Annotated in this window: 26 protein-coding genes; 5 read left to right on the top strand and 21 right to left on the bottom strand. The window is 46.5% G+C overall.

Annotated elements, in window-relative coordinates; translation table 11 throughout:
• Nucleotides 1–10: 10 nt before the first annotated feature.
• The 4 genes from phnE (V6669_RS05305) to V6669_RS05290 all read right to left on the bottom strand — a co-directional run bounded on the left by phnE (V6669_RS05305) (nt 11) and on the right by V6669_RS05290 (nt 3,620).
• Nucleotides 11–817, bottom strand: a complete 807-nt coding sequence (gene phnE, locus V6669_RS05305; protein ID WP_282319249.1) for a phosphonate ABC transporter, permease protein PhnE — start codon at nt 815–817, stop codon at nt 11–13.
• Nucleotides 814–1,665 (bottom strand): phosphonate ABC transporter, permease protein PhnE, encoded by an 852-nt coding sequence (gene phnE, locus V6669_RS05300; protein WP_282319250.1) that lies wholly within the window; start codon nt 1,663–1,665, stop codon nt 814–816. Before phnE (V6669_RS05300) ends, phnE (V6669_RS05305) begins: the two co-directional genes overlap by 4 nt.
• A complete protein-coding gene (phnC, locus tag V6669_RS05295) occupies nt 1,662–2,459 on the bottom strand; it encodes a phosphonate ABC transporter ATP-binding protein (RefSeq protein ID WP_211081919.1) in 798 nt (265 codons plus the stop codon). Before phnC ends, phnE (V6669_RS05300) begins: the two co-directional genes overlap by 4 nt.
• A 177-nt stretch (nt 2,460–2,636) precedes the next feature.
• Entirely contained in the window at nt 2,637–3,620 is a 984-nt protein-coding gene (locus V6669_RS05290; protein WP_074093727.1) for a phosphate/phosphite/phosphonate ABC transporter substrate-binding protein, read from the bottom strand.
• Nucleotides 3,621–3,893: 273 nt separating this feature from the next.
• Between V6669_RS05290 and V6669_RS05285 the strand changes: the two genes are divergently transcribed.
• On the top strand, nt 3,894–5,498 hold the full coding sequence (locus V6669_RS05285) for a bifunctional UDP-sugar hydrolase/5'-nucleotidase (RefSeq protein WP_338591428.1): 1,605 nt from the start codon (nt 3,894–3,896) through the stop codon (nt 5,496–5,498).
• A gap of 97 nt (nt 5,499–5,595) precedes the next feature.
• On the opposite strand, the gene V6669_RS05280 is transcribed toward V6669_RS05285, so the two are convergent.
• The 4 genes from V6669_RS05280 to V6669_RS05265 form a co-directional block, all read right to left on the bottom strand.
• A complete protein-coding gene (locus V6669_RS05280; RefSeq protein WP_338591426.1) occupies nt 5,596–5,931 on the bottom strand; it encodes a hypothetical protein in 336 nt (111 codons plus the stop codon).
• Between the two features lie 276 nt (nt 5,932–6,207).
• Nucleotides 6,208–8,046 carry an ABC transporter ATP-binding protein gene (locus V6669_RS05275; protein ID WP_338591424.1) on the bottom strand — a complete coding sequence of 613 codons (1,839 nt, stop codon included), beginning with the start codon at nt 8,044–8,046 and terminating at the stop codon, nt 6,208–6,210.
• The gene (locus V6669_RS05270) at nt 8,027–9,835 is read right to left on the bottom strand and encodes an ABC transporter ATP-binding protein (RefSeq protein ID WP_338591421.1); all 1,809 of its coding nucleotides are present in this window, start codon (nt 9,833–9,835) and stop codon (nt 8,027–8,029) included. Before V6669_RS05270 ends, V6669_RS05275 begins: the two co-directional genes overlap by 20 nt.
• Nucleotides 9,836–10,080: 245 nt before the next feature.
• Complete coding sequence (locus V6669_RS05265; protein WP_338591419.1) at nt 10,081–11,133, bottom strand: CotH kinase family protein; 1,053 nt, start codon at nt 11,131–11,133, stop codon at nt 10,081–10,083.
• A 345-nt stretch (nt 11,134–11,478) separates the two neighbouring features.
• On the opposite strand from V6669_RS05265, the gene V6669_RS05260 reads away from it, so the two are divergent.
• From V6669_RS05260 to V6669_RS05245, 4 genes are read left to right on the top strand one after another with little or no spacing between them, the layout of a single operon-like run.
• A complete protein-coding gene (locus V6669_RS05260) occupies nt 11,479–12,216 on the top strand; it encodes a hypothetical protein (RefSeq protein ID WP_338591417.1) in 738 nt (245 codons plus the stop codon).
• A 52-nt stretch (nt 12,217–12,268) separates the two neighbouring features.
• Nucleotides 12,269–12,406, top strand: a complete 138-nt coding sequence (locus V6669_RS05255; RefSeq protein WP_161799422.1) for a hypothetical protein — start codon at nt 12,269–12,271, stop codon at nt 12,404–12,406.
• Nucleotides 12,407–13,753, top strand: a complete 1,347-nt coding sequence (locus V6669_RS05250; RefSeq protein ID WP_253505941.1) for an arsenic transporter — start codon at nt 12,407–12,409, stop codon at nt 13,751–13,753. It abuts the gene before it with no gap.
• Between the two features lie 13 nt (nt 13,754–13,766).
• On the top strand, nt 13,767–14,429 hold the full coding sequence (locus tag V6669_RS05245; protein ID WP_338591410.1) for a DUF2642 domain-containing protein: 663 nt from the start codon (nt 13,767–13,769) through the stop codon (nt 14,427–14,429).
• A 64-nt stretch (nt 14,430–14,493) separates the two neighbouring features.
• Here the strand turns inward: V6669_RS05245 and V6669_RS05240 are convergent, their stop codons facing one another.
• The 13 genes from V6669_RS05240 to V6669_RS05180 form a co-directional block, all read right to left on the bottom strand.
• Entirely contained in the window at nt 14,494–15,060 is a 567-nt protein-coding gene (locus V6669_RS05240; RefSeq protein WP_338591407.1) for a hypothetical protein, read from the bottom strand.
• A gap of 146 nt (nt 15,061–15,206) precedes the next feature.
• Nucleotides 15,207–16,310, bottom strand: coding sequence for a toxic anion resistance protein (locus tag V6669_RS05235; protein ID WP_036606281.1), 1,104 nt, complete (start codon nt 16,308–16,310; stop codon nt 15,207–15,209).
• A gap of 11 nt (nt 16,311–16,321) precedes the next feature.
• Nucleotides 16,322–17,074 carry a hypothetical protein gene (locus V6669_RS05230; RefSeq protein ID WP_338591402.1) on the bottom strand — a complete coding sequence of 251 codons (753 nt, stop codon included), beginning with the start codon at nt 17,072–17,074 and terminating at the stop codon, nt 16,322–16,324.
• A 147-nt stretch (nt 17,075–17,221) separates the two neighbouring features.
• Nucleotides 17,222–18,271 (bottom strand): ATP-grasp domain-containing protein, encoded by a 1,050-nt coding sequence (locus V6669_RS05225; RefSeq protein ID WP_124117250.1) that lies wholly within the window; start codon nt 18,269–18,271, stop codon nt 17,222–17,224.
• Entirely contained in the window at nt 18,272–19,120 is an 849-nt protein-coding gene (locus V6669_RS05220) for a hydrolase (protein WP_338594846.1), read from the bottom strand.
• Nucleotides 19,120–20,271, bottom strand: coding sequence for a cysteine protease StiP family protein (locus V6669_RS05215; RefSeq protein WP_338591399.1), 1,152 nt, complete (start codon nt 20,269–20,271; stop codon nt 19,120–19,122). The genes V6669_RS05220 and V6669_RS05215 overlap by 1 nt, the downstream gene beginning before the upstream one ends.
• Nucleotides 20,268–21,701, bottom strand: coding sequence for a phosphoribosyltransferase family protein (locus V6669_RS05210; protein ID WP_338591396.1), 1,434 nt, complete (start codon nt 21,699–21,701; stop codon nt 20,268–20,270). The genes V6669_RS05215 and V6669_RS05210 overlap by 4 nt, the downstream gene beginning before the upstream one ends.
• Nucleotides 21,631–22,851, bottom strand: a complete 1,221-nt coding sequence (locus V6669_RS05205) for an HpcH/HpaI aldolase/citrate lyase family protein (protein WP_338594845.1) — start codon at nt 22,849–22,851, stop codon at nt 21,631–21,633. The genes V6669_RS05210 and V6669_RS05205 overlap by 71 nt, the downstream gene beginning before the upstream one ends.
• A gap of 190 nt (nt 22,852–23,041) precedes the next feature.
• Nucleotides 23,042–24,298 (bottom strand): TerD family protein, encoded by a 1,257-nt coding sequence (locus V6669_RS05200; RefSeq protein WP_338591393.1) that lies wholly within the window; start codon nt 24,296–24,298, stop codon nt 23,042–23,044.
• A 30-nt stretch (nt 24,299–24,328) separates the two neighbouring features.
• Entirely contained in the window at nt 24,329–24,910 is a 582-nt protein-coding gene (locus V6669_RS05195; RefSeq protein WP_036606267.1) for a TerD family protein, read from the bottom strand.
• Nucleotides 24,911–25,003: 93 nt separating this feature from the next.
• Nucleotides 25,004–25,579, bottom strand: a complete 576-nt coding sequence (locus tag V6669_RS05190) for a TerD family protein (RefSeq protein WP_091015801.1) — start codon at nt 25,577–25,579, stop codon at nt 25,004–25,006.
• Between the two features lie 89 nt (nt 25,580–25,668).
• Entirely contained in the window at nt 25,669–26,262 is a 594-nt protein-coding gene (locus V6669_RS05185; protein ID WP_062837433.1) for a TerD family protein, read from the bottom strand.
• A gap of 35 nt (nt 26,263–26,297) precedes the next feature.
• Entirely contained in the window at nt 26,298–26,744 is a 447-nt protein-coding gene (locus tag V6669_RS05180; protein WP_036606259.1) for a tellurite resistance TerB family protein, read from the bottom strand.
• Between the last annotated feature and the right edge of the window lie 239 nt (nt 26,745–26,983).

Raw genomic sequence — 26,983 nt, 5'->3', positions numbered from 1 at the left:
CACATTAACTCTACACCAGCTTCTTACGAATATACCCCGAGATCAAGTCGATAATCGTGATCATCACGATAATACCCAACAGGATAATACCTACTCGCGGCCAGTTTCGGGTACTTAATGCAAAGATCAGCGGTGTACCAATCCCCCCTGCTCCAATTACACCCAGTATGGTTGCGGAACGTACATTAATCTCGAAACGATACAACGTATAGTTCAGGAAACCAGGCATAACCTGCGGCAGGATGGCAAACCACAACTGCTGCATGCGATTGGCTCCAGAGGCAAGCAGCGCCTCAGATGGGCCATAGTCAATATTTTCAACTTCATCCGCGTATAATTTGCCTAACATGCCGATGGAGTGCAATCCAAGGGCGAGTACCCCTGCAAACGATCCGGGACCTACTGCCTTAATGAACAACAAGGCCATGATAATCTCAGGGAACGTGCGGATAAAGCTAAGTACCATTTTGCCTGCACCCGAGATGGAACGATGCCCACTCATGTTACGGGCAGACCAGAATGCAAACGGGATACAGAGCACGGCCGAGATTACAGTACCTAGTACGGAGATTGCCAACGTGTCCAACAATCCTCGTAGCAAGTCTTCTCCTTCAGGCAAATATACAAAATTCCAATCCGGTGAGAAAATCCCGGCTACAATGGCCTTCATAATCTGAGCGGCTGTTTCCTTGAAACCAGTAAATGGTACACCGGCAAGCGCCCAGACATACACAAGGATCAGCAGTAACACAATGACCCAGCGAAGCGGGTTCTTCCGTGGTTTAGGCCGGATACGGCTTGTTTCATTTTTCATCATAGCAATTTCTCCCGCAGCTTAGTACTTACATAATCAATGACCAGGACAATGACGAGAGTAAACAGAATAATTACGCTTGTCTTGTCATACTCCAGGAATCCAAGTGTGGCCTCATAATAGAGTCCAATTCCTCCGGCTCCCACCAGTCCCAGAATGGCAGCAGCACGTATATTAATTTCAAAGGCATACAGCACATAGGATGTGAACTGGGCAGCCAGTTGCGGCACCACGCCATATACAATGAGCTGAATCCGGTTCATACCAACAGCCGTCATCGCTTCCAGTGGCCCCTGATCAATGGTTTCCAGCGTCTCATAGGTCAACTTCGCAATCAGACCTATCGAGAACACAGCCAGTGCCAAAATTCCGGGGATGGGCCCCAAACCAAACACAGCAACAAACAAAGCAGCAAGCAGCAGATCTGGCACGGTCCGAATCAGGTTCAGCAGAAAGCGCGCCGGATAGTAAATCCAGCGACTTGGCATCAGGTTACCAGCACAGATGATCGAGACGGGAATCGCAATAATCGCACCAATGGTTGTCCCAATCAGGGCCATTCGGATCGTTTCCAGCATGCCTTGCACGATATTATCAAAGTAACTCCAACGGGGTGGGAACATTTCCTTTAGCAGATCCAACATGTTGGGAAAACCTTCAAACAACTCCGTAAAGCTGGCATCCGTCTGTTTGGCACTGGCCCATAGAAGGAGCAGAATGATCACTAAAGTGAGCAAATGTTTCGTACGCCCAGGTGGTTTTGGGCGATTTACAACCTGAGCCGCGCTGGAACCAGGTCCCTTCCCTACTCCGCCTGAATTCTGAAGTGGAACGTTGGACTGCCCCTTCATACCACAACTTCTCCCTGCTCATGTACAGCCTGCTTGTCCAGCAATTCGTCAGCCAGAATCGGTCTGCCGTATATTTCTGCAAAGCGCTCATCCGTTGCTTCTTCCACCGGACCGTCGAATACGACCTCGCCTGCTCGCAATCCGACAATACGGGTCGCATACTCTCTCGCCAGATCAATAAAGTGAAGGTTGACGATGGTCGTAATCCCAAGGTCCTGATTGATGCGTTTCAGGTCATCCATAACCTGCTTTGTTGTAAGCGGGTCAAGTGAAGCAACTGGTTCGTCGGCCAGAATGATTTTTGCTTCCTGTGCCAGTACACGGGCAATAGCCACACGCTGTTGTTGTCCACCCGATAGCTGATCTGCACGGGAATAGGCTTTCTCGGAGATATTCACGCGGTCCAGGGCGCCGAATGCCAGTTCAATATCCTCTTTTGGAAAACGTCCGAGAATGGTACGCATGGTGGAATGGTATCCAACCCGCCCAGCGAGTACGTTACGTAGTACACTGGACCGTTTCACCAGATTGAAACTCTGGAAGATCATGCCGATGTCACGTCTGATCATGCGCAGCCGTTTGCCTTGTGCCTTCGTGATGGAACTTCCGTTAATCAGAATCTCGCCCTCGCTAATGTCGTGCAGTCGGTTAATGGAGCGTAAGAGTGTTGATTTACCTGCACCGGACAGACCCACTACAGCAATGAATTCACCCTGCTCAAATTTCAGATTAATATTATCCAGGCCCTTGGTGCCGTTAGCGTAAGTTTTGGTAACGTTATGAAGCTCAATCATGACAATATCCTTCTTTCATTCATAATGATCAACCATACATGAGTCCTTGCTATAATGGCACAAGCCAGCGCAGCGTAGATCACGCTGAACTGGCCTGTCCATTGCTACGATTAAGCTGTTCCCATCCAAGAAAGCGACTACAAAGTGAACAGATCCCGAACTACTTTTGGATCAAAATTATTCACCTTTCACTTTTTCGCCATACTGGCGAACGATCTCAAACTTGCTATCATCGGACTCTACATAACCTTCATGCGTATAGATTTCTTTGATGATCTGGTGACCTTCAGTATCTTTACCGATATCGATGAAGGCTTGTTTGATCTTCGCAGTCCAATCTGCATTCATGTCTGTACGAACGGCAATGGTATCGTTAGGAATAGGTTCAGTGAACGCCAGTACACGTGTATCTTCAAATACAGTCGGATAGTCTTTAGCTACCGTGTTGCGGGCATCTTGGAAAATAGCTGCTGCATCAACGTCACCGTTCAATACAGCGATAACACCTTGGTCATGACCTTTCAACGTTACAGGTGTTACATCTTTTAATGGATCAATGCCTCTGTCCAGCAACAGACCTGCTGGCCATACATAACCTGCGGAAGACGTTACGTTTTGGTAAGCGACTTTTTTACCTTTAAGGTCCTCGATGGATTGAATCGGAGAATCTTTTTTTACAATGAACATGGATTTATAGGAATCCGCCAACTCTTCGGTTGGAGCACCTGTCTCATCATTTACACCGAAACGTTGTGCTTGCAAGATAACCTGCGCAGCGCCTTTTTCTTTAGCCAGTACATAAGCTGTCGGAGGCAAGAAACCTACGTCTACTTTGTTGGAAGCCATTGCTTCAATAATTGTGTTGTAGTCGGTGGATACGCTGACTTTTACCGGAATGCCCAGTTTGTCACCAAGCAGCTTCTCCAGCGGTTTCGCTTTGGCTTCAAGCGTATCTGCGTTCTGGGAAGGAACAAATTGAACCGTCAATTCAGTTGGCACATAACCTTCGACAGCTTTCTCTGTCTCTGCCGTAGACGTACCGGATGCATTAGAACTCGCATTATCCCCGTTAGCCGAACCTGTTGTACTACTGCTAGACCCACAAGCACTCAGAAACAGAACCAAAATCAACAATGGTAAAAATAAAGCAGACTTCTTCAAACGAACACCCTCCAAAGAGTTTCTATTTTTCAGTACTTATCTACTATAGTTGCCAAATATTAGCGCGATGTGAAACGAAATTTGGAGTTTTGTAAAGTTTCCTGTCAGGCTGTCAGCGCGACTTGTATCTGTTAGAATAGGCTCATTATGGTTGAAGATATAAGAAGAACATCGGAGATAACGGCGTATACTTCGGTTCTTCAGGCTATTCATTCTTCTCCGTTTTATGGTAATTCCATATATCTGAACTTATATATTAGAGGAGATTGTAAAATGACATCCACAAACCATACGGCAAGCTTCGATATTCTGTATACCAGTGATCTGCACGGTGCGATCCGTCCCATTCATTACAATACCAATGCCTACCGCCCGGCTGGGCTTGCCCTGCTGGCTTCCCTGATTCGTAAGGAACGTGAACGTTCACCTGAATTGATGCTGGTAGATAACGGGGACCTGCTGCAAGGATCACCCTTGGCCTCTTATGCAGCTTCACAGGTTTCCAAAAACGAAGTACATCCATTCATAACAGTACTTAATGAACTGGGTTATGATGCTGCGGTGATGGGAAATCACGAGTTTAACTATGGTCAGAATCTGTTGCGCGGAGCAGTTGAAGCTTCCAACTTCCCTTGGCTGTCTGCCAATATTGTAAAAGATGAGCAACCAGACGTACCTGCCTTCGGTCCTCCGTATCTAATCAAAACCTTGTCTTCAGGCATCAAAGTAGCCCTGTTGGGCGCAACTACGCACTACATACCGAACTGGGAGCACCCGAAAAATATTGAGGGGTTACAGTTCCTTGATGCCTTGGAGACGATTCGTGAATGGGTTAGCTATATCCATCAGCATGAACAACCAGATGTAATGGTTGTCAGTTATCACGGCGGATTTGAGAGTGATCTGGAGACAGGCGAGCCCACCGAACGGTTAACTGGAGAAAATCAAGGTTATGCCATCTGCCGGGACATCGAAGGCATCGATGTGTTGCTTACCGGACATCAGCATCGTCAGCTTACCGCTAATATTCATGGTGTAACCGTCATTCAGCCGGGATTCAGTGGAAATGGTGCGGGGCATGTATCCCTTCAGTTGGAACAATCATCGGGCGGGAAATGGCAGATTACAGATAAGAAGGCTCGGTTGTTACTTCTGGATGAACATAGTGAAGTTGAGCCTGATGCGACGGTCTTGAAACTGACGGATGAGGTAGAAAATGAGGCTCAAGCATGGCTCGATCAACCTATTGGTGAGGTGGCTGGGGATTTATCTATCACCAATGCTACGGCTCTGCGACTCAAGGCACATCCCTTCATTGCTTTTGTACATCAAGTGCAGATGGAAGCGACTGGAGCGCAGCTCTCCAATACCGCCATGCTGAGTGAAGAAGCTCGCGGTTTCGGGAGTCACATCACCGTTCGGGACGTGTTATCCAACTTCATCTATCCTAATACTCTGACGGTGCTGGAGTTGAGTGGTCAGGATATCCGGGAGGCACTGGAACAAACGGCTCGTTACTTTGAAGTGAATGCTTCTGGCGAGGTGGCAGTCAATCCGGCTTATATGGAGCCCAAACCCCAACATTATAATTACGATATGTGGGCTGGCATGGAATACGAGTTGGATATCTCCCAACCTGTGGGCAGTCGAGTTGTGAAATTGGAACGTGAAGGCAAGCCAATGGATATGGATGGCATGTACTCTGTGGTGATGAACAGTTACCGTGCTGCTGGCGGCGGGGATTATGCAATGTATCCGGGCAAAAAGGTACTGCACGAAGGTGCCACGGACATGGCCGCACTGGTGGAGAATTACATCCGCAGACATCAACCGTTAACGGTGGAGCAGGCGGATAACTGGAAAGTTATTGGAAGTTAAATGAGAAAGAGCAGGTCCTGTGATCAGGATCTGCTCTTTTGTTTTCAACCTATTACTTACTTGTTCTTGTTGAATTATCCTATCCTGTACTGTCCCGTTATCCGACATATTGAAGGATTAACTGATATATTGCTATTGAAAATCCTAAGATACTCGCTTTCATTTTAGATGGATGATTTCTTTCGCTACGAATCAAATATAAGAAAACCAAAATAAACCCTGCGGGGATCCATAGCTCAAAGACACCATTTGTTGTACTTTGAGAATAAATTGGAGTAATGAACGTACTAATCAAAAAGTAAAAGAAAACCGTAAAACGTCTTGTTTCTAATTGCTTGCTCCACCTTACTAGAATGAAAATAATAATGATTGCGATAATCGTAATGTGTAAAGGGGGAAAAAGAAGAGCAGCATTCCCAAATTTAAATTCCATTCCGCATTGCCCTCCTCTCTTTTAATGCAACACATGACTGACTACAGGCATACGTGTAAAAATTCATTCTCATGCTTCAAAACCGCTGGTAACCTTCCAAAAACGGACCTATTCCAATATATCCTTATTTTAACATACAATCACAGTTCCATTTCCCACGTTTATTCAATAAAATATGCAAAAGAGCAGAAGTGAGGAGCATCATGCCCTCATCCCTGCTCTTTTTACATACCTACAAGTTTTTTTCTAATACATATCACTTATTATCCAAAATGACTACTGCGCTTTCTTACGCAACTGACTGTAATACAGCTCGCTGTAGAAACCGCCTTGTTCCAGCAGCGCATCATGCGAGCCTTGCTCTAGTAGATGCCCATCTTTCAGCACCAGAATTCGGTCGGCCTGACGGATCGTGTTCAGCCTGTGGGCAATGACAAAGCTGGTACGGCCTTGCATCAGACGTTGCAGCCCTTCCTGAATTTTAATCTCCGTAACAGTATCAATACTGCTCGTCGCTTCGTCCAGTACGAGTATGGATGGATCTGCCAAGATTGCCCGGGCAATGGCGAGTAGTTGCTTCTGCCCCTGACTAATGCCGCTCCCGTCGGCTTGGAGCACTTTGTCGTACCCGTCCTTCATTCGCACAATGAAGGAATGGGCATTCGCCAGCCGGGAGGCTGCTTCTACCTCTTCATCCGTCGCATCGAGACGGCCAAATCGAATATTTTCCCGAATCGTGCCCTGAAACAGAAATGAATCTTGTAGTACAAATGCCATATGTGACCGCAGATTCTCACGTCGAATGGTGGTCATATCACGTCCATCTACCGTTAATGTGCCACCTGTCGGATCATAGAAACGGGATAATAGCTGAATTAATGTTGTTTTCCCCGCTCCGGTCGGACCCACAAGGGCAATCATCTCCCCCGGTTTGGCTTCAAAGCTGATGTCATTCAAAATGTTACGTCCTTCATCGTATCCAAAGGATACTTTGTCGAAACGAACGGCTCCCTCTACCTTGTCCAGAGATACCGCTGCCCCTTCATCCTTCGCTTCCTCATCTTCATCCAGCACCTCGAATACACGCTCAGCCCCCGCAATCGCGGACAATAACGTATTCCACTGGTTCGCCAGGTCATTCAGCGGACGGGTGAATTGACGGGCATATTCCACAAAGATAATAATCACCCCGACCGTAACCGAACCCTGAATCGCCAGTATACCACCAATGCCCGCCACAATCGCAAAGCTCAGGTTGTTCAATCCATTCATCAGTTTCGGGATAAAACCAGAGATCGTTTGTGCCCAGAAACCGGAAATCCGGATGCGGGTATTCCGTTCCTCAAAACCGCGAATCACCCGCTCCTCTTGGGAGAATGCCTTAATGATCCGCTGCCCGGATAAAGTCTCTTCGATGTAACCGTTAAGTTCACCGAGATTGCGCTGCCGCTCCTTGAAGAGCGGTCCCGTTCTGCGCGTAATCCAGCGCATACCGATGGCCATCAAAGGCACAACGATAAAGGTAAGCAGGGTCAGCAGCGGGCTGAGCCAGAGCATAACCCCAAACGTTCCGAGCAGCGTTAATACACTCGAAAAAATCTGGATGGCCGAGCTGTTCAACGTACCGCTGACATTCTCGATATCATTGGTTACCCGGCTCATAATCTCCCCCTGCTGGCGTTTACCGAAGAATGGAATCGGTAATTTGTGCAGATGGGAGAACAGATCATACCGCATGCGGAACACGGTTTCCTGTGCAATTTCGATCATCCATATATTTTGTAACCAGGATGTAAGAGAGAACAAGACATACACTGCGGTTAATCCAATCAGAAACCGAGTCCAGCTTGCCCCGGCTTCACCCGCGATGAAATCATCCACGGCCACCCCTACCATGTAAGGGCCAAGCAAAGCGAGTGCGGAACTGGCAAACACCATCAACAGTACCATGGACAGCTTAACCTTGCGCCGTGCCAGATAGGTCCAGATACGACCTAGCGTACCTGACCAGTTCTTCGCCCGTGCCTTGGGTTTACGACCACCACCTGATCGTAACGTCTCCGGATCAATCGGCGGTGGCGGCTGACGGAAAGGCTCAATGAATGCTTTGAACATGCTGTGCACCCTCCCCGTATTGTGATTCATGGATTCGACGATACAGCTCTGACGATTCCATCAGGTCTTCATGTTTTCCCTGTCCAATGAGTTGTCCATCATCAAGCAGCAGAATCAGGTCCGCCGAAGTGGTTGAACTGATCTTCTGGGTGATGATAAACGTGGTACACGACAATTCCTCCAGCGCATCGAGCAGTCTGCCTTCTGTAGCCACATCCAGCGCACTCGTGCTATCGTCCAGAATCAGAATTCTTGGTCTACGTACCAGTGCTCGTGCAATGGAAAGTCGCTGCTTCTGTCCACCGGAGAGATTCACTCCCCGTTGACCCAGCAATGTATCATAACCGTTTGGTAAATTCTCAATTGTTTCATGGATCTGCGCGCGCTTCGCGGCTTCCACGATCTCATCCAAGGTAGCATCTTCCTGACCCCAGGCAATATTCTCCCGAATGGAACCGGTAAACAGGACAACCTCCTGAGGCACATAACCAATCGCACCACGCAGCATGGACAGATCCAGCTCTGATGCATCGGCACCATCAATCCGTACCTTTCCTTGATCCTCTGTGTATAAACGCGGAATAAGCTGTACCAGCGAAGATTTGCCTGAGCCTGTTGCTCCCATAATGGCAATACGCTCCCCCGCTTTTGCCGTGAATGTGATGTTATCCAGTACTGTAATTTCACTATTCGGATAACTGAAGCCTACACTGCGGAATTCAACCGCTCCCTGCACAGCGCGCTGTTTCTTCGCTGGGTATACAGATTGCGGAAAATGCGAAGATTTCACAGATCCAGCAGATGGTATAGACGCTGATACTGCATTATTCTGTTCAGTCTCCGATGTATCCTCCGTATTAAACACTTCATTCAGTCGTTGCGCCGAAGCGCTTGCTCTTGAGAAAGTTACCAGAATCCATGACAACGCAGACATGGCGCCAATTGTGCGAAGCAGGTAGTTAATGACGGCGACCACTTCACCCACGGTTGCATTACCGGAGGCAATGTCGACTCGTCCAAACCATAACACGGCGATGATACAAACGTTCATCATCAGCAGCATGAAAGGCATCGTAGTCTCCGTCAGGCGCAGCGCGGAGATAGTGCCTTTCATCAGCTTGCCGCTGAATCCGGCAAAACGTTCAATCTCATGGCCCATCCGTACGAAAACACGGATCAGCCGAATGCCTGTCAGATTCTCCTGGATGACTCCATTGACGGCATCCAGTCTGCGCTGCACATTGCGGAATAGCAGCGCTGCCTTTTTGATCATCCACACTACAACAATGAGTAGTACAGGCACCATGACAACCAGCAGCAGACCCAACCTCGGGTTCACGATCACTGTCATAATCATGCTACCAATCACCACCAGGGGCACACGTGTCATGAATCGCAGACTCATGAAGACGGTGTCCTGAACCTGGGTCACGTCCCCCGTTAATCGGGTAATCAGGGACGATGTCGCGAACCGGTTAAAGACAGCATAAGAGAACGTTTGCACTTTCTCATACAACTTCTCCCGCAGATCGTATCCGAACCCCAAGCTCGCATGGGATGCAAAGAACGAACTCGCAATTCCGGCAGCAAAAGCCACAACTGCACTGCCGACCAGCACGCCACCCCATAACCAGACGACAGATAAGTCTCCCTGTTGAATGCCGTTATCAATGATCTTGGAGATCAGATAAGGCTGAGCCAGCTCCACCGCAAGCTCAATTAACATCATGACCAGGGCTGCAATCGCGGCAACTCGGTACTTCTTCAAGTAGTACAACAGCTTGATCATAAGCATTCCTCCGGCTCGGAGCACCCTAAACCGATAACACGTTCCAGCTCAGAGCCTCCATTAGACATGTTGTTTTCTCCACAGCGTCCAATATGTAATCATTTCTATGTACACATATGGTTATTATAGCGTATTTTACAATGCCGCTTCTATTCTTATTACCCTACTTTTCCCAATACAATAAACTTCTCATCATTTTGGCAGTAAAAAAAGGAAGGTCTCCCTTCCCCACGCTAGTTAAGTGCTCACAGCTGACGTAGTTTTTCACTTAGATGCTCCCGACGTTTCACCACATATTCGCGAATTCTTTCCGGTTCACCTGCAAATATATCCATGGGCCATTTCATGTAAGGGTCTTTGTAGACATCTTCACGAATCTCATTGTGCAATCGATTCACCAAGGGCATAATTCGCTTCTCTGTAAAAGCATTCATCAGATGCTGACGCATCAGCTTCTTATATTGTTGACGGAAACTGCGGAATGCCAGCAATCGTCCGGTAAGTCTGTTATACCCCTGAATACGAACAAGATTGGGGTCAACTCGTGTTCCATAACAGTTCCTCCCCCAAGTACCCTCATAATCCCAAGGCAGGATACCGTATTTCCCACTTTTGATTTTCTCATACCATGTGTAATTCTGATGAAATCCATCGAAGTTCCCTGTGAGCACAGCTCCACTTAACCAGCGTAAATAATTGTCCGTATCCACCCTCGACTGTAAAAAACGAAACAATTCCAGCCTGGACTTGGTGTTCAACTGCTGAATAAAGTTACGCAACCTTGTGCGATCCACATCTTTGCCCCGAATTAAGCTGTAACCGGACAATAGATCGGTACTTGTTGAGGAGTTATCCGAATTTACTGTAAAACCAGCATGATCATTCACTGCATAGAAGATACTGCGTACAGGGATTTTCCTTTGGCGAAAAAAGAAGGATTTCACCCCTTCAATCCGCAGGTATACACCCAAAAGCTGCCCGTTCAGATAGAGTACACAGTGTTGTGTAGACGGTGCGGGTACACGAATCGACTCAAAAAAACGAAAAGAAAGTGCATTGCGAAGCAACGAAGGATCATCATACTCCGCATTAAAATGATATGTCCGGCTGGATGTACGAACCTCAAATGATTTTTTGGGATAACCGCGTGTATGTCCTCCCCGGTATCGAAGCCGGATCGGAAACGGCTTGCCGTCCATCTGCATCGTGCTGTTCACAAACGTCTCTGACCATATATTGGACGTTAACTGTTGATATTCGGTTGGAGACAAGCTGATATGGTAGACAGGTAGAGCCATTTCCATCCGCCTTTCGAATACCTGTAAGATTCGCCCGTAGGCTCTTACATCATCCTATGCAGATGCACAGAAAGTCGTACGGGCGAATGCACAGTGCTGATACTTATCACATCCAAACTCACTTGTCATAATGCGGAAAAACCGAGTTATTAATCTATAAATATACATAAATTCTAATAGATTATAGCCAAAATAGTATAAATATAGTTAACTGGCTAGTCCCTCCAAGAGGCATGTCACATATGCTTAAACTACAGACAGACACGAATGACGAATGGAAGGGATCATAATTACATCCACCATTTTTGTCCATCTGAACTTATATCATGGAAGGGGTCAAACACAATGTCTATGAATGGTCAAGGAATGAGAAGTTTGTTGGGAAGAGAGATTAAGATTAACCGGGGAGGACCTGATTCAGTACAAGGTACACTTACGGACGTACGCTGGGACTACATGGCGATGAACTGCAAAGAAGGGATTGTCTACGTTAATGAATCACATGTCAAAAGCATAACAGATACAGGCCGTTCCGGTGGTAACCGAAATGCAGCCATGGGGAACCCTATTCCTTCCAACACGTTTCTGGGCGTTATGCAAGCACTCCGCTTCCGCCGTGTTCAGATTAACCGGGGAGGACCTGAAAAAGTGGAAGGCATCCTGGCCGATGCCAATCAGAACCAATTGATCATGGCTTTGAAAAATCAAGAGATTGTTCGTATTCCGATGCAACATGTGAAATCTGTATCCCTCGTACGTGGTGGTGGGAACAACAACAACAACAACAATAACAATAACAGTAGTAATACAAGTCAAGGGAACCAAGCAGCCCAAGGTAATCAGGCAGCTCAAGGCAACCAGTCGCGTGGCAACCGTTCTCAAGGGAACCAAGCAGCTCAAGGGAACCAATCCCAGGGTAATAAGTCCGGCGGCAACAAGTCACGGAACAACCAAGGCAATCGTTCTCAGGGGCAACGAGTTCAAGGCAACCAATCCCAAGGAAATAAATCTGGTGGTAACAAGTCGCGAGGCAATCAAGGCAACCAGTCCCGTGGCAACAAATCCGGCGGTAAAAAGAAGTAACTGAAATAAACTGAAAACTAAGTTATTTACCAGCTTAAAGGGGGGAATTATCATGTTGATCTTCGTCGCATTAGTCTTGATTGGTGTGCCTTTTTACTGGATCGTTGCACCGGGAAGGCCCACTCCATCCCATGAACATCTGCTTCAGGCTTCGTCAGGACTTCTCCCCCTGGGAGGTGAATCACAGTAAATGCCTGACTACCAGTTGTGGTTAACCTTCGGGGTCTTTATCATCACTGTCATTTTCCTGATGTGGCGTCCTGGCGGATTGAATGAATCTATACCCACCTCGCTTGGCGCCCTTCTTCTTATTTTAACTGGAGTGAGCAGCTATGCTCACATTGTTGGAATCTTCGGGATCGTATCTGGTGCAGCCGTAACAATTCTCTCTACCATAGTCATGTCGATTATTCTAGATAGCATCGGTTTTTTTCGCTGGATCGCTTTGAATATGATTGAGAAAGCGAGAGGTTCCGGCTTTCGATTGTTCTGGCTAATTCTATTACTTTGTTTTCTCATGACCATCTTCTTCAATAATGATGGCAGTATTCTGATCACAACTCCGATTATTATTCGAATCTGTTCTATACTTCGTCTGAAAATGCATCAACAGTTGCCCTACCTGATCTCCGGTGCTCTAATCGCTACGGCTTCCAGTGCGCCAATTGGACTTAGTAATCTGGCTAATCTGATTGCTCTGCAAATGGTTGGCTTAAATCTGAATACTTATACTCAGATGATGTTTGTGCCATCCATGCTTGCGATCATGGTGATGACTGTACTGCTATTCTATTATTTTCGCAGAAGTATTCCCAAAGTTATTCATCATTTCCCTATATCCCTGCAGTCTTCATCAGGTTCAGGATATCATCCGCTGCAGACAACTGAATCCGAGAATAAAGTAGACTGGTGGCTGTTCCGTGTCTGTATAGGTATCGTTGTATTTATCCGTGCAGGATATTTTCTAGCTGAGCAAGTCGGTATACGCATGGAGGTAGTTGCAATCACTGGTGTTATTCTCATGCTCGCTGTGCGTTGGTATCGCACCCGGACTGGACTCAAAGATGTGATAACACAAACGCCTTGGCACATTCTACTCTTTGCCTTCAGCATTTATGTTATTGTGGATAGTCTTCACCGCGCAGGCATGACCGCTTGGATCATTCAGTGGATGAAACCTATAATAGAAGGAGGAAATGCCAGCATCATTGCTGTGTCGGGGTTAATGCTCACTCTGCTTTCCAATCTATTCAATAATTTGCCCTCCGTCATGATTGGGACCTTTGCTGTTACAGATCTTCCACTAAGTGAATCTCAACTGCATCTTGCATATCTTGCGAACATTCTGGGAAGTGATATCGGAGCCTTGCTGACGCCTATTGGCACCTTGGCAACGTTAATTTGGATGTATATATTAAAGACCCATCATATTCGAATCTCCTGGAAACAGTATATGAAAGTTACCTTTATTGTGATACCAATCAGTCTAATTGTTAGCCTAATTTCACTATATATTTGGACATCTATTCTCTATTGAGAGGAGGAATACTGTGGAACTTCTTACGCATTGGCTGGGTAAATCCGTCGAATTGGAGCTATCTGGCTGTAAACTACCGATCCAGGGTGAGATCATTGATGTAGGCCAGGATCTGATTGTAGTCTACGGAAACCAGCGATTTGTCTATATTCCACTTCATCATGTTCAATCCATGCATGTCGGCACAGCAGATGATTCAAGTATGATTGTGCCAACACCTGACCCCGAGATGGATCACACCAACATCTCTTACCGCAAAATGCTGATGAACGCCCGTGGACGTTTCAGTGAAATCTCCATCGGAGGGAAAACATTGCATGGTTATATTACAAATATTATGAATGACTACTTCATGTTCTACTCTCCGTTATATCATTCTATCTATGTTTCCATTAATCATCTGAAGTATATTATTCCTTCCCCTACTAACAGCACACCCTACTCCCTTAGTAAGCAACATTTCCCTATGCAACCTTCGTCCATGTCACTCTCCCGTACACTCGATCAGCAACTTCATAAAATGATAGGTGAACTTGTTGTACTCAACCTCGGTTGCAAGCCTTACCGAGCAGGGTTATTGAAAAATGCAGACAGCCACTTGCTTGCGTTGGTAGAAGCGGATGGGACTTCTTTAATTATGCATACCGATCATATCCAAACCATTCATCTCCCTTGAGTATCAGAAGAACACAAAGGTTCATCTGCCTATGGCTGATGAACCTTTTTTTCAAGTTTACTTCCTACCATCTTCTGCGTCCACGGTCACCCCGGTAGTCATCATTCAACTCGCCCAGGCGATCGTACGTCTCCTTATATATCCGAATCACGGCCTGAACTTTGATAAAATCAGCATCCTCAGGTCCAAGTCCCTCCATAAACATTCTCTGAATAATCTGTTGGAAGAACTGCACTCTGGCCTCAATCTGTTCTTGCTCAAGCTGTAATATGTCTTCGAAACTGTGGTTCCCTATGTAATCCATCAACTCATCATCAGGACTGGAATAATCTGCGTTTCTTCGATCTGCAACCCATTCATCCGGCTCGTCGGATTGGAGATTAACACTCGTACGCAGCTGGGATAGGATAATTTTCTCTTTGGCCAACATGACATGAAAATCTTTGTTACGGAGCAGCTCCGATACAATCAGACTGCACATTTCACGATTTTGGATCAGTATGCCGTCAAAAGGATGTAGTGTCCAATTCCCGTTCGCATAATACAGGTTAAAGTTAAAGAACTCACTGCCATATTTGTATTGAATATTAATCTTGGTCTCATCAATAATCTCAAATGAAAAGTCCAGCATGTTCAGCAAGCTCCTTCGCACAACCCCAGATTTTAGCTTTATTCTATCAAATAAATGAAACAAAGAGACGCACTCAGCGTCCCTCGTAGAAAATAAAACCATGTAGTGATGTCCATGCCATATGCAGCGAGTCCCTACTCTATTAACTAATCCAGGAAAGATCCTAATGCACTGGAATCCGGTTTGTTTTTCTCCGGAATAGCAGCAGCCTTCGGCCCTTCCAGACCCAATCGATCGCTCATTTTGGCGTTAAGTGTTGTCATCTTGTTGGTATAGTCGTTACAGCTCTCGATGATCCGGCGATTGGACTGCTCAGACAGATCCAGCGCAGACATTAGATCACCCATCGCTTGATTGACCGCTTCAAGGGACATAGCCGGTTTGGACAACAGTTCATTCGTTTTCTCTGTTGTTGTCTTCAACAATCTGGCGTTCTCCTTGAATTGATCTTCAATCGTCTTATTCGTAGCTTCCACAGCGGAAATGACCTTCTCCTGATCATTAAGAGCCATCGCAATCATGGCCGAAACGGTGATCAGATTTGCTGTTTTATCAATGGCATTATTAACGGAATCAATCAGCTTGTCATTGTTATCATTAATGATGTCAGTAGCTGCGATTGCCTGATTGTACAGCATAATCATCTCTGTCATGGATTGGGTACGTGTTACCACTTTGCGCAATCCACGCTCCAGATGTGCTTTGCGATTCTCGTTCTCAGGCTTGGCAATCTCTGTTTCGAACAATGCTTTCAATTGATTACCAAAGGAGATTTTGGTCTGCAGATTGTATATCTCCTGAATCGAAGAACGTTTCAACTGACGCATGTTCACGATGCTTTCTTCCAGGTTGTCCTTGCCGTCCCGCAACCCGTTAATGATGGCGTCAATGTTCGTGCGAACGGATTGATAACGGTATACGTAGTTTTTCAGCGGGCTTTTACGTAACAACTTCCCGACAAAACTCACATTTTTACTCTGCTGCAAACTCTCACATTCATCACGGAGCTTCAGGATCATGTTGGATACCTCTGCCCGATTCCCGGACATCAGTTCATTGACTGGACGATCAAGCAGCTTGAGGGTCTGTCCTGCTCTCTCTTGTGTTTTCACGCCCAACTTGCCGATATCATCCATTAAGGTATCCAGGTGAGCCGGATCACTTTGGGACACTTTCTGAATAAGCTGCGTTGCTTCCTGGTTAATCCGTTGCTCATCTTCCTGCTTCAACTGAGCCCATTCCGTTGCCATGCCAATCCCTCCTATAATTCAGAGCTGTTATACCGTTGATGTATTAGTTCCGCTTTGTTCTGAAGCTCCATTAAGTCTTTATGTTCAATCGTTGATACAATATCCGATATTTTGGAATCTACGTCTCGAAGACCATTCAGCAGCATACGCCGATTATTGCGTTTCGCTTCTCCACTTAAACGCAGAAATGGATTAATAAAACCGTTCAGGTCTTTCAAAATCAGTCTGCGCACCGTATGGTTAATATCCCCGTTGTTTAACTCCTGAAGGGAAGGAATCACACGCTGAAGACGGGCAAACAACGCCAATGATTTCTCCACGATCTCATTATCCAGCTCGTTCTTCTGACCTTCAGAGATGATCATATCCTCCAGAACTTCCAGGTATTCAATCACCGGATCAAATACAGGATCTGGTTCGGTCCGGGAAGACTTCGCTTGTTCTGTGCCCGCATGCTGTGCGGGAGTGGAGCTCGGTTGGGGCTCTGCCAGAGAAGCTTCTCGTGCCCCTGTTGGCACTGTGCTCGGTGCTTGTCCACCATTCAAGCGGGATGGTTCATTTCCGATATCTGTAATGGGTACAGGGGCTGATGACGAACCCTGGACCTGTGTACGTGGCGTGGAACGTGAAGGAATCAATCCCCCGACCACAGTTGCCAGTGCGGGAATTGCCCACGTGATGACATCCGGTAGAAAGGGACTCGAGATTGCCGCGAGACCATAACCGACCAATGCGCCTATACCTATCTTCGTTTTCCGTAACATTACTTGTCCTCCTGCCTTAACAACACATAAAGTGCATATTCAAAAAGTCTGATTTTCAGTACCGAGAAGATGGACTTTTTGAATAACCTCTCATCCGTATTGTAAAAAAACCATCCAGAAGGTGTCAATGTTGAGGAAAATTCTCAGCTAGACGTGGTGTACTCCGCTTACCTTCTGAACGTCGATTATAAATGGCTGTTCGATATGACTTCCCAGTATGCCAAACTTCGGATGAAGTGGTCCAATATCATGGCCAAGTGCAGACTTGACCGCCAGATACGGGAAGTTCACGCCCGACAGACAGGACATGTGCAACCCACCCGACATACGCGGATTGATCTCCAGCAGCTTCGGTGTATCCTTGCGATATTTCATCTGTATATTAAAATTATAAGGAATCCGATATACCTCTGCCACATTGCGGGCAATCGCCAGCAATTCCTCGTTTTCTTCAAGCAAACGCAAACGTCCTCTTTCTTTTCTACGCGGAATAGCCGTTAATAGTTTCCCATTGCGGTCCGAAAGACAATCAATGCTGTATTCATATCCTTCCAGTACCTCCATCACCATGACGTTGGGAAAGGACGGAGCAGAAGAGAAAGCGCGCAGGGCATCTTCATACGAAATGGAGTTAAGCGCATATCCGAACAACTCCTGCAAAGGATCACGCTCATTGTTGATCACCCGGAATCCCATGCCGCCCTCACCATTACATGGTTTGAAGCATACATCATGTCCACGTGCACGCAACGCCTCATAGGCTTGCTGGAATTGTGCAGCATTACTGACCGTGAAATAATCCGGAATCTCCATAATGCCCTTCTCACGCACCGATTCATAGAAGCGGTCTTTCTCCATCAATTGTTCCAACAATTCCGTGTCCGAGCATACGATAACCCGTGTACCGATCTCTTCGAACAGGGAGATATGTCTGCTGATGTCCAGCATGTTCCAGCGTGGAATAAACACATCAATCTGATGACGACGGCAAAAGTCGAGGCAAAAATCAACATATTCCCGGCCCGTTACACGCGGTTCAACTTCTGCAACATCACAGCCCTGTAATGCCATGTGTCCCGGATCAGGATGAGTACCGTAGATCTCAAATTCCATGCCGTCCTCATTGTCCCGAATTGCATTCATATAATGATACGTTACAGAGAACCAACGGTTGAAGTAAATCTTCATTTTTTTCATTTATACGGTCTCCCTTATCTCGGCATGGTCTATCTGGGTCTGTTGATCGTTATGAATACGGTGGACGTAATCGAGAATCTCATCTGCTGCAAAAGCACCGAATTGCTTCGTAAATTGATACGGCACCAGCTCAGGTGCACGCTGTCTCTCCACATGCAGCTCTCCGTGAGATGGAGCAATGGCATGCTGCGCAAAGTCCAGCAAACAGCGATCCAGCAAGGAATCGCCCGAAGCAATTACAGGCACATCGCCAATGCGTTGCCTAATGTGCTCCACTGCAGCTCGTTTGTTCACGGCCGAAGGCACCAGATAGAGCTTCCGACCCTGAATCGAACTCTCCCATCCAAGCGTCTCTAACACCCGAATCTTGTCCGCAATGCGCTCCATAGGAAGCTTGTCACGTTCGATCAGCAATGCAAAGAACAGCTCATCACACAATCGCTGATTAATCACCCATTCCGGGCTCAGTACATCGTCAAACAAATCCAGGATCTCTTCAGGAGTAGCTGCCTGCTGACGAAGCAAAGAACGAATATGCAGGTTCCATTCATCGTCTACCTGACCGTCAACAATGATGTTGCCACCATTACTCGTCACCGCATATTTCGGAATACATTCGGTCTGAAAAATATGAATGCGCCGGTACTGCTCCACGGTACGTGTCGTCACAGGCATAAATACAATGTCTTGTGGCAAAGACTGCAACCGCTCCAGTGCATATGCTGACATAAAAGCGGACAACTTGCCGTTAATCCACTCTGCGGGAACAAGTCCCGGTGTATCTTCGGGAATACGGAGCGCACGACGGGAGTACACCAGCGTCTGGTCCAGATCACTTGCGTAGATCATCATTCTCCTCCACCTCCCAGGAATTGAATAATGCCGCAACAGGAATAGGTTAGTCCGGGATATACCTCAACCGGCACATTTCTGTCTCTGGCGAGCATCATAATATGTTGCAAATCCGGATTATCCAGACGGTCCACAAGAATCTTCCAAGGGACACGGCGCAGTAACACCCGGGTTGTTTCTCCGATTCCAGGTTTGATCAGATTAATGTTCGTAATGCCAAAAGATTGCTGGATGGCCTCGATATCCTGCCAGCCTTTCCAGGTGATTTCCGAAGTATCGGTAGCATTGTCGTCCGAGCGAATCTCCACTTGGTCCATCATTTGCGGAAAATGCTGAGCAATAGTATCCACGTATTGGGTCGACACATCCGCAGAAGACCATTCACGATACCATTTGGCTCCGTGAAAATCTGCCGGCCCGATCAGATCATCGCGTAGTACGGTACGGCTCACCAGTCCCGATACCGTGGAATTCAGACAAGCACTAGGAATAAGATAATCTTCCCTTGTCCCAAAGGTGCCTGAGCATTGACCCGGATCGGCCAATACAGCAAGATCATCATCAAGACTTACACCATAAGTCCGTTCCATTTGGTCACAGGACTCTTTCAGCACTTTGCGAATAGCCCCTTTGCCTGTCCAACCGTCTACAAATTGAATGGCTGTTTCCAGCCCATGCTGCTGTAAAATATATAAAATTGCGTTCTCGTCCATACCCTTGCCACGAATAATTGAAATGCTATAATGCGGAATCGTCACTTTGTATTTCAATTCAATATAACGCTTGATCAGGATGCCTATAGGCGTTCCGGCTCGAGCCAGAGATACCAGCACCAGATTAAGTCCCCTGCGCTCTACAATCTTCTCAGCCACAATGGCGGTATGACGAGCGATTCTTGCAGCGGATTGTTCCAGCGTCTGATGGAACAGCTCGATGTATTCTTTTGTGGGCTGATATTCCACGGGTAGCATCTCCGAATAATGAACCCCGGATTGGATCGCTTGCTCCCGTTCACCCGTTCCCTTTTCCAGATCCACATGGCTGATATCCTTCAGTAAGAAAACAACGTCTGATGCAGCATAACTGCCCATCGGCTCGGGAGACGGAATCTCACGTTGTCTGACTAGCTCCAGTGTAGTTAAGTTCATTGCTCGTTGTCCCCTGTCTTCTCTGGCAAGCCGCAATACACAATATGAATGTGTCCGCATCCCAACTGCTCCAGTGCCTTCACCATCGGTTCCATTCGTTCTTCGGACATCTGTCTCTCCAGCAGAACAAAAATCTCATCATATTGTCCCGGGGCGATGTTATAGATAAAGTTACGAACAGATGCGTCTTCCGGTGAGGCATATCCGGCACCACTACGAACAGCATATCCTGGAGCCGGATGTGTATGGATTGGACTGCGGGTAGTCGATTGATACAACACGCCTTCTCCCATCTCGGCAGCAATACGCATTGGAATGTACATGAACTCCCCTGTTCCCATCACCAACGTCCGTTCTCCCTTACGCTGCGACTGAAGTCGTTCTGCAATCCGGCTAATCTCCTGACGCAATACGCCATTATGACGAGATTGTAAACCAAACCTGCCCGTATGCTGGACGTAGCTCGCTGTGCTACGTTTACCTTCACCATCCTCGGAAGTAGCGTGCAGCTGATGGAAGGCATCTGCAACGGTAGAGGTCTGAATCGTCACGGCAGGATAGGATAGCTGCTCATCTTGCTGTGTTGCTTCCAACTGTGGAGTACCCACCACTTCAATACGGCCCTTCAACAGGCTTAACGGTGTAATGGTAATTCCCAATTCAGCTTCCAACTCGGCAAATCGATTCTCGTCCGCTTCCGTACGCCAGTCCAACAGCGAAGCAATCACATACTGCTTCCGGGGGTATCTAGCCTGAATATCCCGAATGATATTCAACGTCGTTTTGCCCGTCGTAATCTCGTCGTCCACCAGAACAATCGGACCCTCTCCTGCAAAGGCTTCATGATCCAACGCGTAACAACGATGAGCCATCGCATGGGAATGTTCTTCTTCAAATTGAATATCTGGATGCATCGCTGGAACATATTCGCGAGTGGTGTGAATATAGGAAGCTTGATCAGCAAACATCTCGTACATGCTGTGGCCCAGCGCTGTTGCTGTCTCCGCAAAACCAACAAAACGAATCGTTTCCGGCAAACTCAATTTCTCTTGCAACAACATGCCGTACACTTGCCGAGCTTGCTTGGGATCAATCAAACCTTCGACCATTTCCCGTTTCCACTCGGTGATCTGAAATTTCGTCTCTTCCGTCTCCTCAGTCAGGTGCTCATATAACAGAACAGCCAATGCCGCACCGCTCAGAAGCGAGGTATACGGGTTAACCGGGATGTGCTTGCCCAGCAGTCTGCTTACAAACAGAAATGAACGTTTCTTATTAATTCGTGCGGCCATGGAAAATAGAGATTCTAGTGGAAGTTGCAGCGGGTTATGTGTAACCTGAACGTTTAGACTGAATTGATCAAGAATTGGGAACGTAGTTGTGTTGTTGCTCATGCTTGGGCAAGAGCCCGACAAAATGCTGCTGTTCATGTAACACCCCATATATTTGTGATCGGATTAGAATTCGATTCGCCCAGCTCAAGTGTGGTTTAATCTCATTCATTTTGTTATAGTAATTACTTTTGAACACACCCAGGCTACCATCATTACGGGCGATGATGTCTTGTGCATCGGAATATTCCTCATGTGTAACAACGTACATCGCTTGTACAGGCTTAATATGAGAAGGATGAATGATCGTTTTGCCTACAATTCCATTTTCCTTGTCCATCATGACTTCACGCATCAATCCATCCATTGTGTTCGTAATATATTTCATTCTCAGATGCAGCCCTGATTTGCCCAGGGTTTCTTCGAATGGAGTCTGTCGTAATTGAGGTTTGAACACGCGCTCCCGCTGACTGAAATATTCCCAGACAGGACCTGAGATTACATACGGCTTGTCCATCCGTCCAAACAGATTGATAATATCCGAGATGCAGTCACGGATTGTGGCGATATCGTATATGGTCAATTCCGGGCTTCGGCGTAGTCCAAACAAGCTGGAGAAATCGGTCGCACCTATGCGTACATTGAGCACATATTCAACATTTTCATCTAGGATGTTTCGAAGGCCCAGTAAGGTCTCCCAACGTGTCTCCCGATATATAATTGAAGCCGTTTCCAATATAGGCATTCCATAGAGAACGGGATAATGATCCGGTTTCTGTTGATTATACTTGCGGATCTGGTCAAAATAGGCTCTTCCATTGCCCACGCAAAACTTGGGCAAAGCCACGCCTGTCAGCATGGACACCAGTTCTCCCAACGTATCAATGAGACGTTCCAACTGTTGTGGTGAACGTACACGAGCAAACAGAAGAGGCATTTGATCTTGACTCAGCATGCCTGTCTCCATATAAGTCATCAGTTGAGTTAGATGCTGTACCAGACACTGCTCGGCAAACTCTACTTGGTCGTCACCCACAGCGTCCTCCAGATCAATAATAATGGTCGTCAGACCTTCATGTTTACCATTCATAATGTCGTCCGCGATATGTGTGCGCGTCGCGGGCATATATAAAGCAGCCCCAACAGCATATGCCAGTAGATCTTTGGATGTCCGGTGATTGAACGAGACGGGTGAAGAGAAAAATAAAGTATCTTCTTCTTCCAGACTCAAAAAGTTAAAATATTTCAGGGGTGTCTCCTCCTCGCACCTTTGGCAATAGCCAATCTGCAATAGTTGATTCCAGCTGTCGGGGCATAAAAACCAATCCCTCCTAATCTGGAGGGATTGATGGTCTATTATCGAGGATAACGTTGGTCAACAGTATCCTTGCAATGGTGCTGACCGATACAGCGTTTATATATTGAATAAATACAAATGATTATTTTCTTCCCGCAACCCACTGCATTCCCCAATCATGAGCCTCGTCCAACGCCTGATGCCCATTATAGAACTGCACGATTCGTTCAATACTGAATGTCTCATTGTTCACATTGCGTAACATCGCGATGCCACACATGCCAAGCGGGCTCCCGTATTCATTCATTCGAACGATGATATCGGGACCGTCCTTCTGCTGAATGGTTACCACACCGTCTACTTGAGACCAGTTGGCCACACCACCATAAATATAGGTGAATACCAAGATGCGCTCAATTTCCGAGATACGGGCACCATTAATCCGCAGATTTTCTCCCGTCTTAACCGATCCCGTCCGGTCATCCCCATCCAGGGCAATATAAGGGAAACGGTTGAGTGAACCAAACGTCTGTCCCAAGGCCTGAATCACATCTCGTGTACCATCCTTCATCTCGAACAGGCAGCCCAAGTCCAGATCCACACTCTTGCTGCGACCAAATAACCCTTTGCTACCCTGTTGATTCCAGTTGAGGTTAATCAGGATTTCACCAAGTCCCCCCGCATTTTTCTTGAGGTTAATGGTGTCACCCTTCTTCTTCAATTCAATTTTGCTGAAATTGATCGAATTCACAGGAGCAGGCGTCGGTTCTGGTGCGGGCACCGGGGGTGGCGGAGTCGGTACAGCTGTCGGAGGAACGGTTGAAATCGTTGGTGCAGGGTCTGATCCACCATCCACATCCACACCAAAGTTAGCGCAGAGTGCATTCAAACCACCTGCAAAACCCGACCCTATTGCATTGAACTTCCATTCTCCGTTATGACGATACAATTCACCGATGACAATCGCGGTCTCCACTGTAAAACCGCTCCCCAGATCATATCTCATTACTTCCTGACCTGTAGCTGCATTGGCAAACCGTAGAAAGCCATGCTGAACCTGTCCAAAATGATGGCGTCGTGCTTCACCGTCATGAATCGTCAGGCTGAAGGCGATTTTCTCAATTCGGGCAGGGATTTTGCCAAGATCAATGGCGAATTGTTTCTTCTCGCCACCAACCTGTCCACCATCCATATACGTGATGAACGAGGTAGAGGGCTGATTATAAAAGATAAAATCCTCATCTCCAGCCACTTTATTGTCTGGACCCAGAAGGAATGCTGATGTGTCCAGCTCTACACCCGAGGCTGCCTCCCAACCAATGCCTACCGTTAGACGGGACAAGCCCGGATTGGTTTTGGTCAGATCACTCTTCTGGCCTTTCACGACAGAAATCGCCATAGCAGAATCACCTTTCTATGCCAAGTTATGTTATTGTGCATCCAGTCCGTAATTTTTGCATAAAGCAGATAGTCCACCTGTGAAGCCGCTGCCGACCGCCTGGAATTTCCAGTCCGCACCTGCACGGTAAAACTCACAGAACACCACAGCTGTTTCTGTAGAGTAGTCCTCTCCGAGGTCGAACCGAAGCACTTCCCGGTCACTTGCAGCATCTACAACACGAACAAAAGCATTGGAGACTTGTCCAAAATTCTGCCCTCGTCCATCTCCATCGTAGATGGTTACCGTAATACCGATCCGGTGAATGTGCGCAGGGATTTTGCTGAAATCAACGACAACTTGCTCATCATCGCCGTCACCCTCACCCGTACGATTGTCACCGGTATGTGTCACTGAACCCGCACCGCCGCTTGGATTGTTGTAAAAAACAAAGTCATCCGTACCTTTGGCTTTTCCATCTTCGTACAACAAAAAAGCCGAAGCGTCCAGGTCAAAATCGACTCCACCACTATATTTGTTTGTGTCCCAACCTAAACCAACTACCACACGGGTAAGGCCTGGATTCGTCTTAGTCAGGTCAATACGTTGTCCTTTGGCAAGACTGATCGTCATTTGTTTTTCCACCTTTCCAAGATATGTGATTAAATGAAAAGGAGAACCGTCCAGGAGACGGTTCTTCCCATCCTGTAAGTCGTTCTGTACGTCCTATTGCAAACCGTAATCGCGTGTCAATCCAACCAATCCATCCTGGTAACCACTACCGATGGCACTGAACTTCCACTCACCGTTATGACGATACAATTCACCAACAACTACACCCGTTTCGATGGAGAAGTCTTCTCCCAGGTCAAAACGAATCAGTTCTTCGTTGTTTGCTTCGTTGACGATTCGCACATAAGCACGGGAGACTTGTCCGAAGTTCTGGCTACGTTCTGTAGCTTCGTAGATCGTAATGGAGAATGCAATTTTCTCTACATTGGCGGGTACGTTAGGCAGGTCGATATTGATCTGCTCATCATCACCATCGCCATCTCCTGTACGGTTGTCACCGGTGTGAACAACTGAACCATTTTCATTTTGTGGATTGTTGAAGAAGATGAAGTTTTTCTCGCCTTCTACTTTACCGTTTGCATTGGCACAAAATACCGATACATCCAGGTCAAAGTCTTTTCCGCCATCATACTTATTGGTATCCCAGCCCAAGCCTACTGTGATTTTTGTCAAACCTGGGTTCGTTTTAGTCAGATCGATTTTTTGACCTTTAGAGAGATTAATTGCCATCGTATGATCATCCTCGCTTATTTAAGTGTATTGTATTATCGTGACATATGAATATCAGGATTATTGTCGATTTAGGTTAAATCTTGTACTTAGGAGTACCTGCGAGCGAGTTCATTGATATGTACCGCATGGGAACCCTCTCCAATTGCCGAGAATTTCCATTCGCCTCCATGACGATACAATTCACCACAGATCAACGCTGTTGAACCTGTGTAGTTATCGGATAGATTGAACTTCACGAGCTCACTGGAATTTTTACCATCCAGAATACGAATATAAGCCTTCTCAATCATGCCAAAATCTTGCTTGCGATTGACACAATCGTAGATATTAACAACGATTAATACTTTATGAACATCAGCAGGAATACGGGACAGATCCATTTTGATCTGTTCGTCGTCACCGTCTCCCTGTCCTGTTAAATTGTCGCCTGAATGGATAACCGAACGACATGCACTTTGCTTGTTGTGGAAGCAAACCAGGTTGGAATCCTTGACCAACTTGCCTTCCTCATTCAACATGATCGCCGATGCATCACAATCGATATCCGCTTGTTTTTTTCTTCCAAAGAAACCTTTGGCAGTTACCGGGTCCCAACCGAGACCAGCAATCACCTCAGTAAGTCCTGCATTGCCTTTGGTTAAATCAATTTTCTGTCCTTTGACCAAATTAATGCTTGCCACTGATTTTCACCTCCCTTCATATGTAAAATAGCTACTTAGAGATTGAATTCACTCGGGTTCAGTCCAAGTACGATGCATATCTCGGCAACGACTCTTTTCTCCTGATCATCAAAGTTGCCGTCAGCTGAACCAATCGCACTGCATACGCCCACAATAACGCGTCCTACATCCGGCTTGGCTTTGAATTTCCCAATGGCTTTCAGCGCTTCCTGCTTCCCGATCTCTGGAGAGAACTCAAAGTTCGCGACATAATGATTAAAACGTGTAATCACTTCAGCCATATCGAATACTTTCAATTCCTGACTCAGGTTGATATAACCGGCCATCTTGTTCTTTTCCGCTTCGTCAATGGAACCATCTGCAAAAGCAACCAGTGCACACCCTGCAACCACGGCATCCATAAAATCTTTATTTTTAAACTTTTTGACTTGCTCTTCAAGTCCTTGTTTTGTTGAATTTAACCAGCTTTTAAATGAACTCATACTCAACCTCCAATAGTTTCAACCTGGTGTTCCGTACATTCTTTTCAAGATTTTTCAGTAACTTTCATGTCTACATCATGTTGAATATAAGTTAAATTATTCCTTAACTATACTCTGAAATACGGCAATATTCTACATTAAAAAACAATTAATACCTTATGATACGCATCGTTCTGGATATAGTTTCAAGCGGATTTCAAAAAATTGCTCGACACCTCTTTTCTTATTTCCACTCTCAC

Source organism: Paenibacillus sp. Y5S-9 (genome assembly GCF_036894235.1).
In the GTDB taxonomy this organism is placed as follows: domain Bacteria; phylum Bacillota; class Bacilli; order Paenibacillales; family Paenibacillaceae; genus Paenibacillus.
Note: the sequence above shows the minus strand (reverse complement) of the source record. Positions and strands in the feature narration are given on the sequence as shown.

Coding starts and splice junctions, on each gene's coding strand:
- phnE (WP_282319249.1), bottom strand. CDS start 817: ATGATGAAAAATGAAACAAGCCGTATCCGGCCTAAACCACGGAAGAAC.
- phnE (WP_282319250.1), bottom strand. CDS start 1,665: ATGAAGGGGCAGTCCAACGTTCCACTTCAGAATTCAGGCGGAGTAGGG.
- phnC (WP_211081919.1), bottom strand. CDS start 2,459: ATGATTGAGCTTCATAACGTTACCAAAACTTACGCTAACGGCACCAAG.
- V6669_RS05285 (WP_338591428.1), top strand. CDS start 3,894: ATGACATCCACAAACCATACGGCAAGCTTCGATATTCTGTATACCAGT.
- V6669_RS05280 (WP_338591426.1), bottom strand. CDS start 5,931: ATGGAATTTAAATTTGGGAATGCTGCTCTTCTTTTTCCCCCTTTACAC.
- V6669_RS05275 (WP_338591424.1), bottom strand. CDS start 8,046: ATGTTCAAAGCATTCATTGAGCCTTTCCGTCAGCCGCCACCGCCGATT.
- V6669_RS05270 (WP_338591421.1), bottom strand. CDS start 9,835: ATGATCAAGCTGTTGTACTACTTGAAGAAGTACCGAGTTGCCGCGATT.
- V6669_RS05265 (WP_338591419.1), bottom strand. CDS start 11,133: ATGGCTCTACCTGTCTACCATATCAGCTTGTCTCCAACCGAATATCAA.
- V6669_RS05260 (WP_338591417.1), top strand. CDS start 11,479: ATGTCTATGAATGGTCAAGGAATGAGAAGTTTGTTGGGAAGAGAGATT.
- V6669_RS05255 (WP_161799422.1), top strand. CDS start 12,269: ATGTTGATCTTCGTCGCATTAGTCTTGATTGGTGTGCCTTTTTACTGG.
- V6669_RS05250 (WP_253505941.1), top strand. CDS start 12,407: ATGCCTGACTACCAGTTGTGGTTAACCTTCGGGGTCTTTATCATCACT.
- V6669_RS05240 (WP_338591407.1), bottom strand. CDS start 15,060: ATGCTGGACTTTTCATTTGAGATTATTGATGAGACCAAGATTAATATT.
- V6669_RS05235 (WP_036606281.1), bottom strand. CDS start 16,310: ATGGCAACGGAATGGGCTCAGTTGAAGCAGGAAGATGAGCAACGGATT.
- V6669_RS05230 (WP_338591402.1), bottom strand. CDS start 17,074: ATGTTACGGAAAACGAAGATAGGTATAGGCGCATTGGTCGGTTATGGT.
- V6669_RS05225 (WP_124117250.1), bottom strand. CDS start 18,271: ATGAAAAAAATGAAGATTTACTTCAACCGTTGGTTCTCTGTAACGTAT.
- V6669_RS05220 (WP_338594846.1), bottom strand. CDS start 19,120: ATGATCTACGCAAGTGATCTGGACCAGACGCTGGTGTACTCCCGTCGT.
- V6669_RS05215 (WP_338591399.1), bottom strand. CDS start 20,271: ATGAACTTAACTACACTGGAGCTAGTCAGACAACGTGAGATTCCGTCT.
- V6669_RS05210 (WP_338591396.1), bottom strand. CDS start 21,701: ATGAACAGCAGCATTTTGTCGGGCTCTTGCCCAAGCATGAGCAACAAC.
- V6669_RS05200 (WP_338591393.1), bottom strand. CDS start 24,298: ATGGCGATTTCTGTCGTGAAAGGCCAGAAGAGTGATCTGACCAAAACC.
- V6669_RS05195 (WP_036606267.1), bottom strand. CDS start 24,910: ATGACGATCAGTCTTGCCAAAGGACAACGTATTGACCTGACTAAGACG.
- V6669_RS05190 (WP_091015801.1), bottom strand. CDS start 25,579: ATGGCAATTAATCTCTCTAAAGGTCAAAAAATCGATCTGACTAAAACG.
- V6669_RS05180 (WP_036606259.1), bottom strand. CDS start 26,744: ATGAGTTCATTTAAAAGCTGGTTAAATTCAACAAAACAAGGACTTGAA.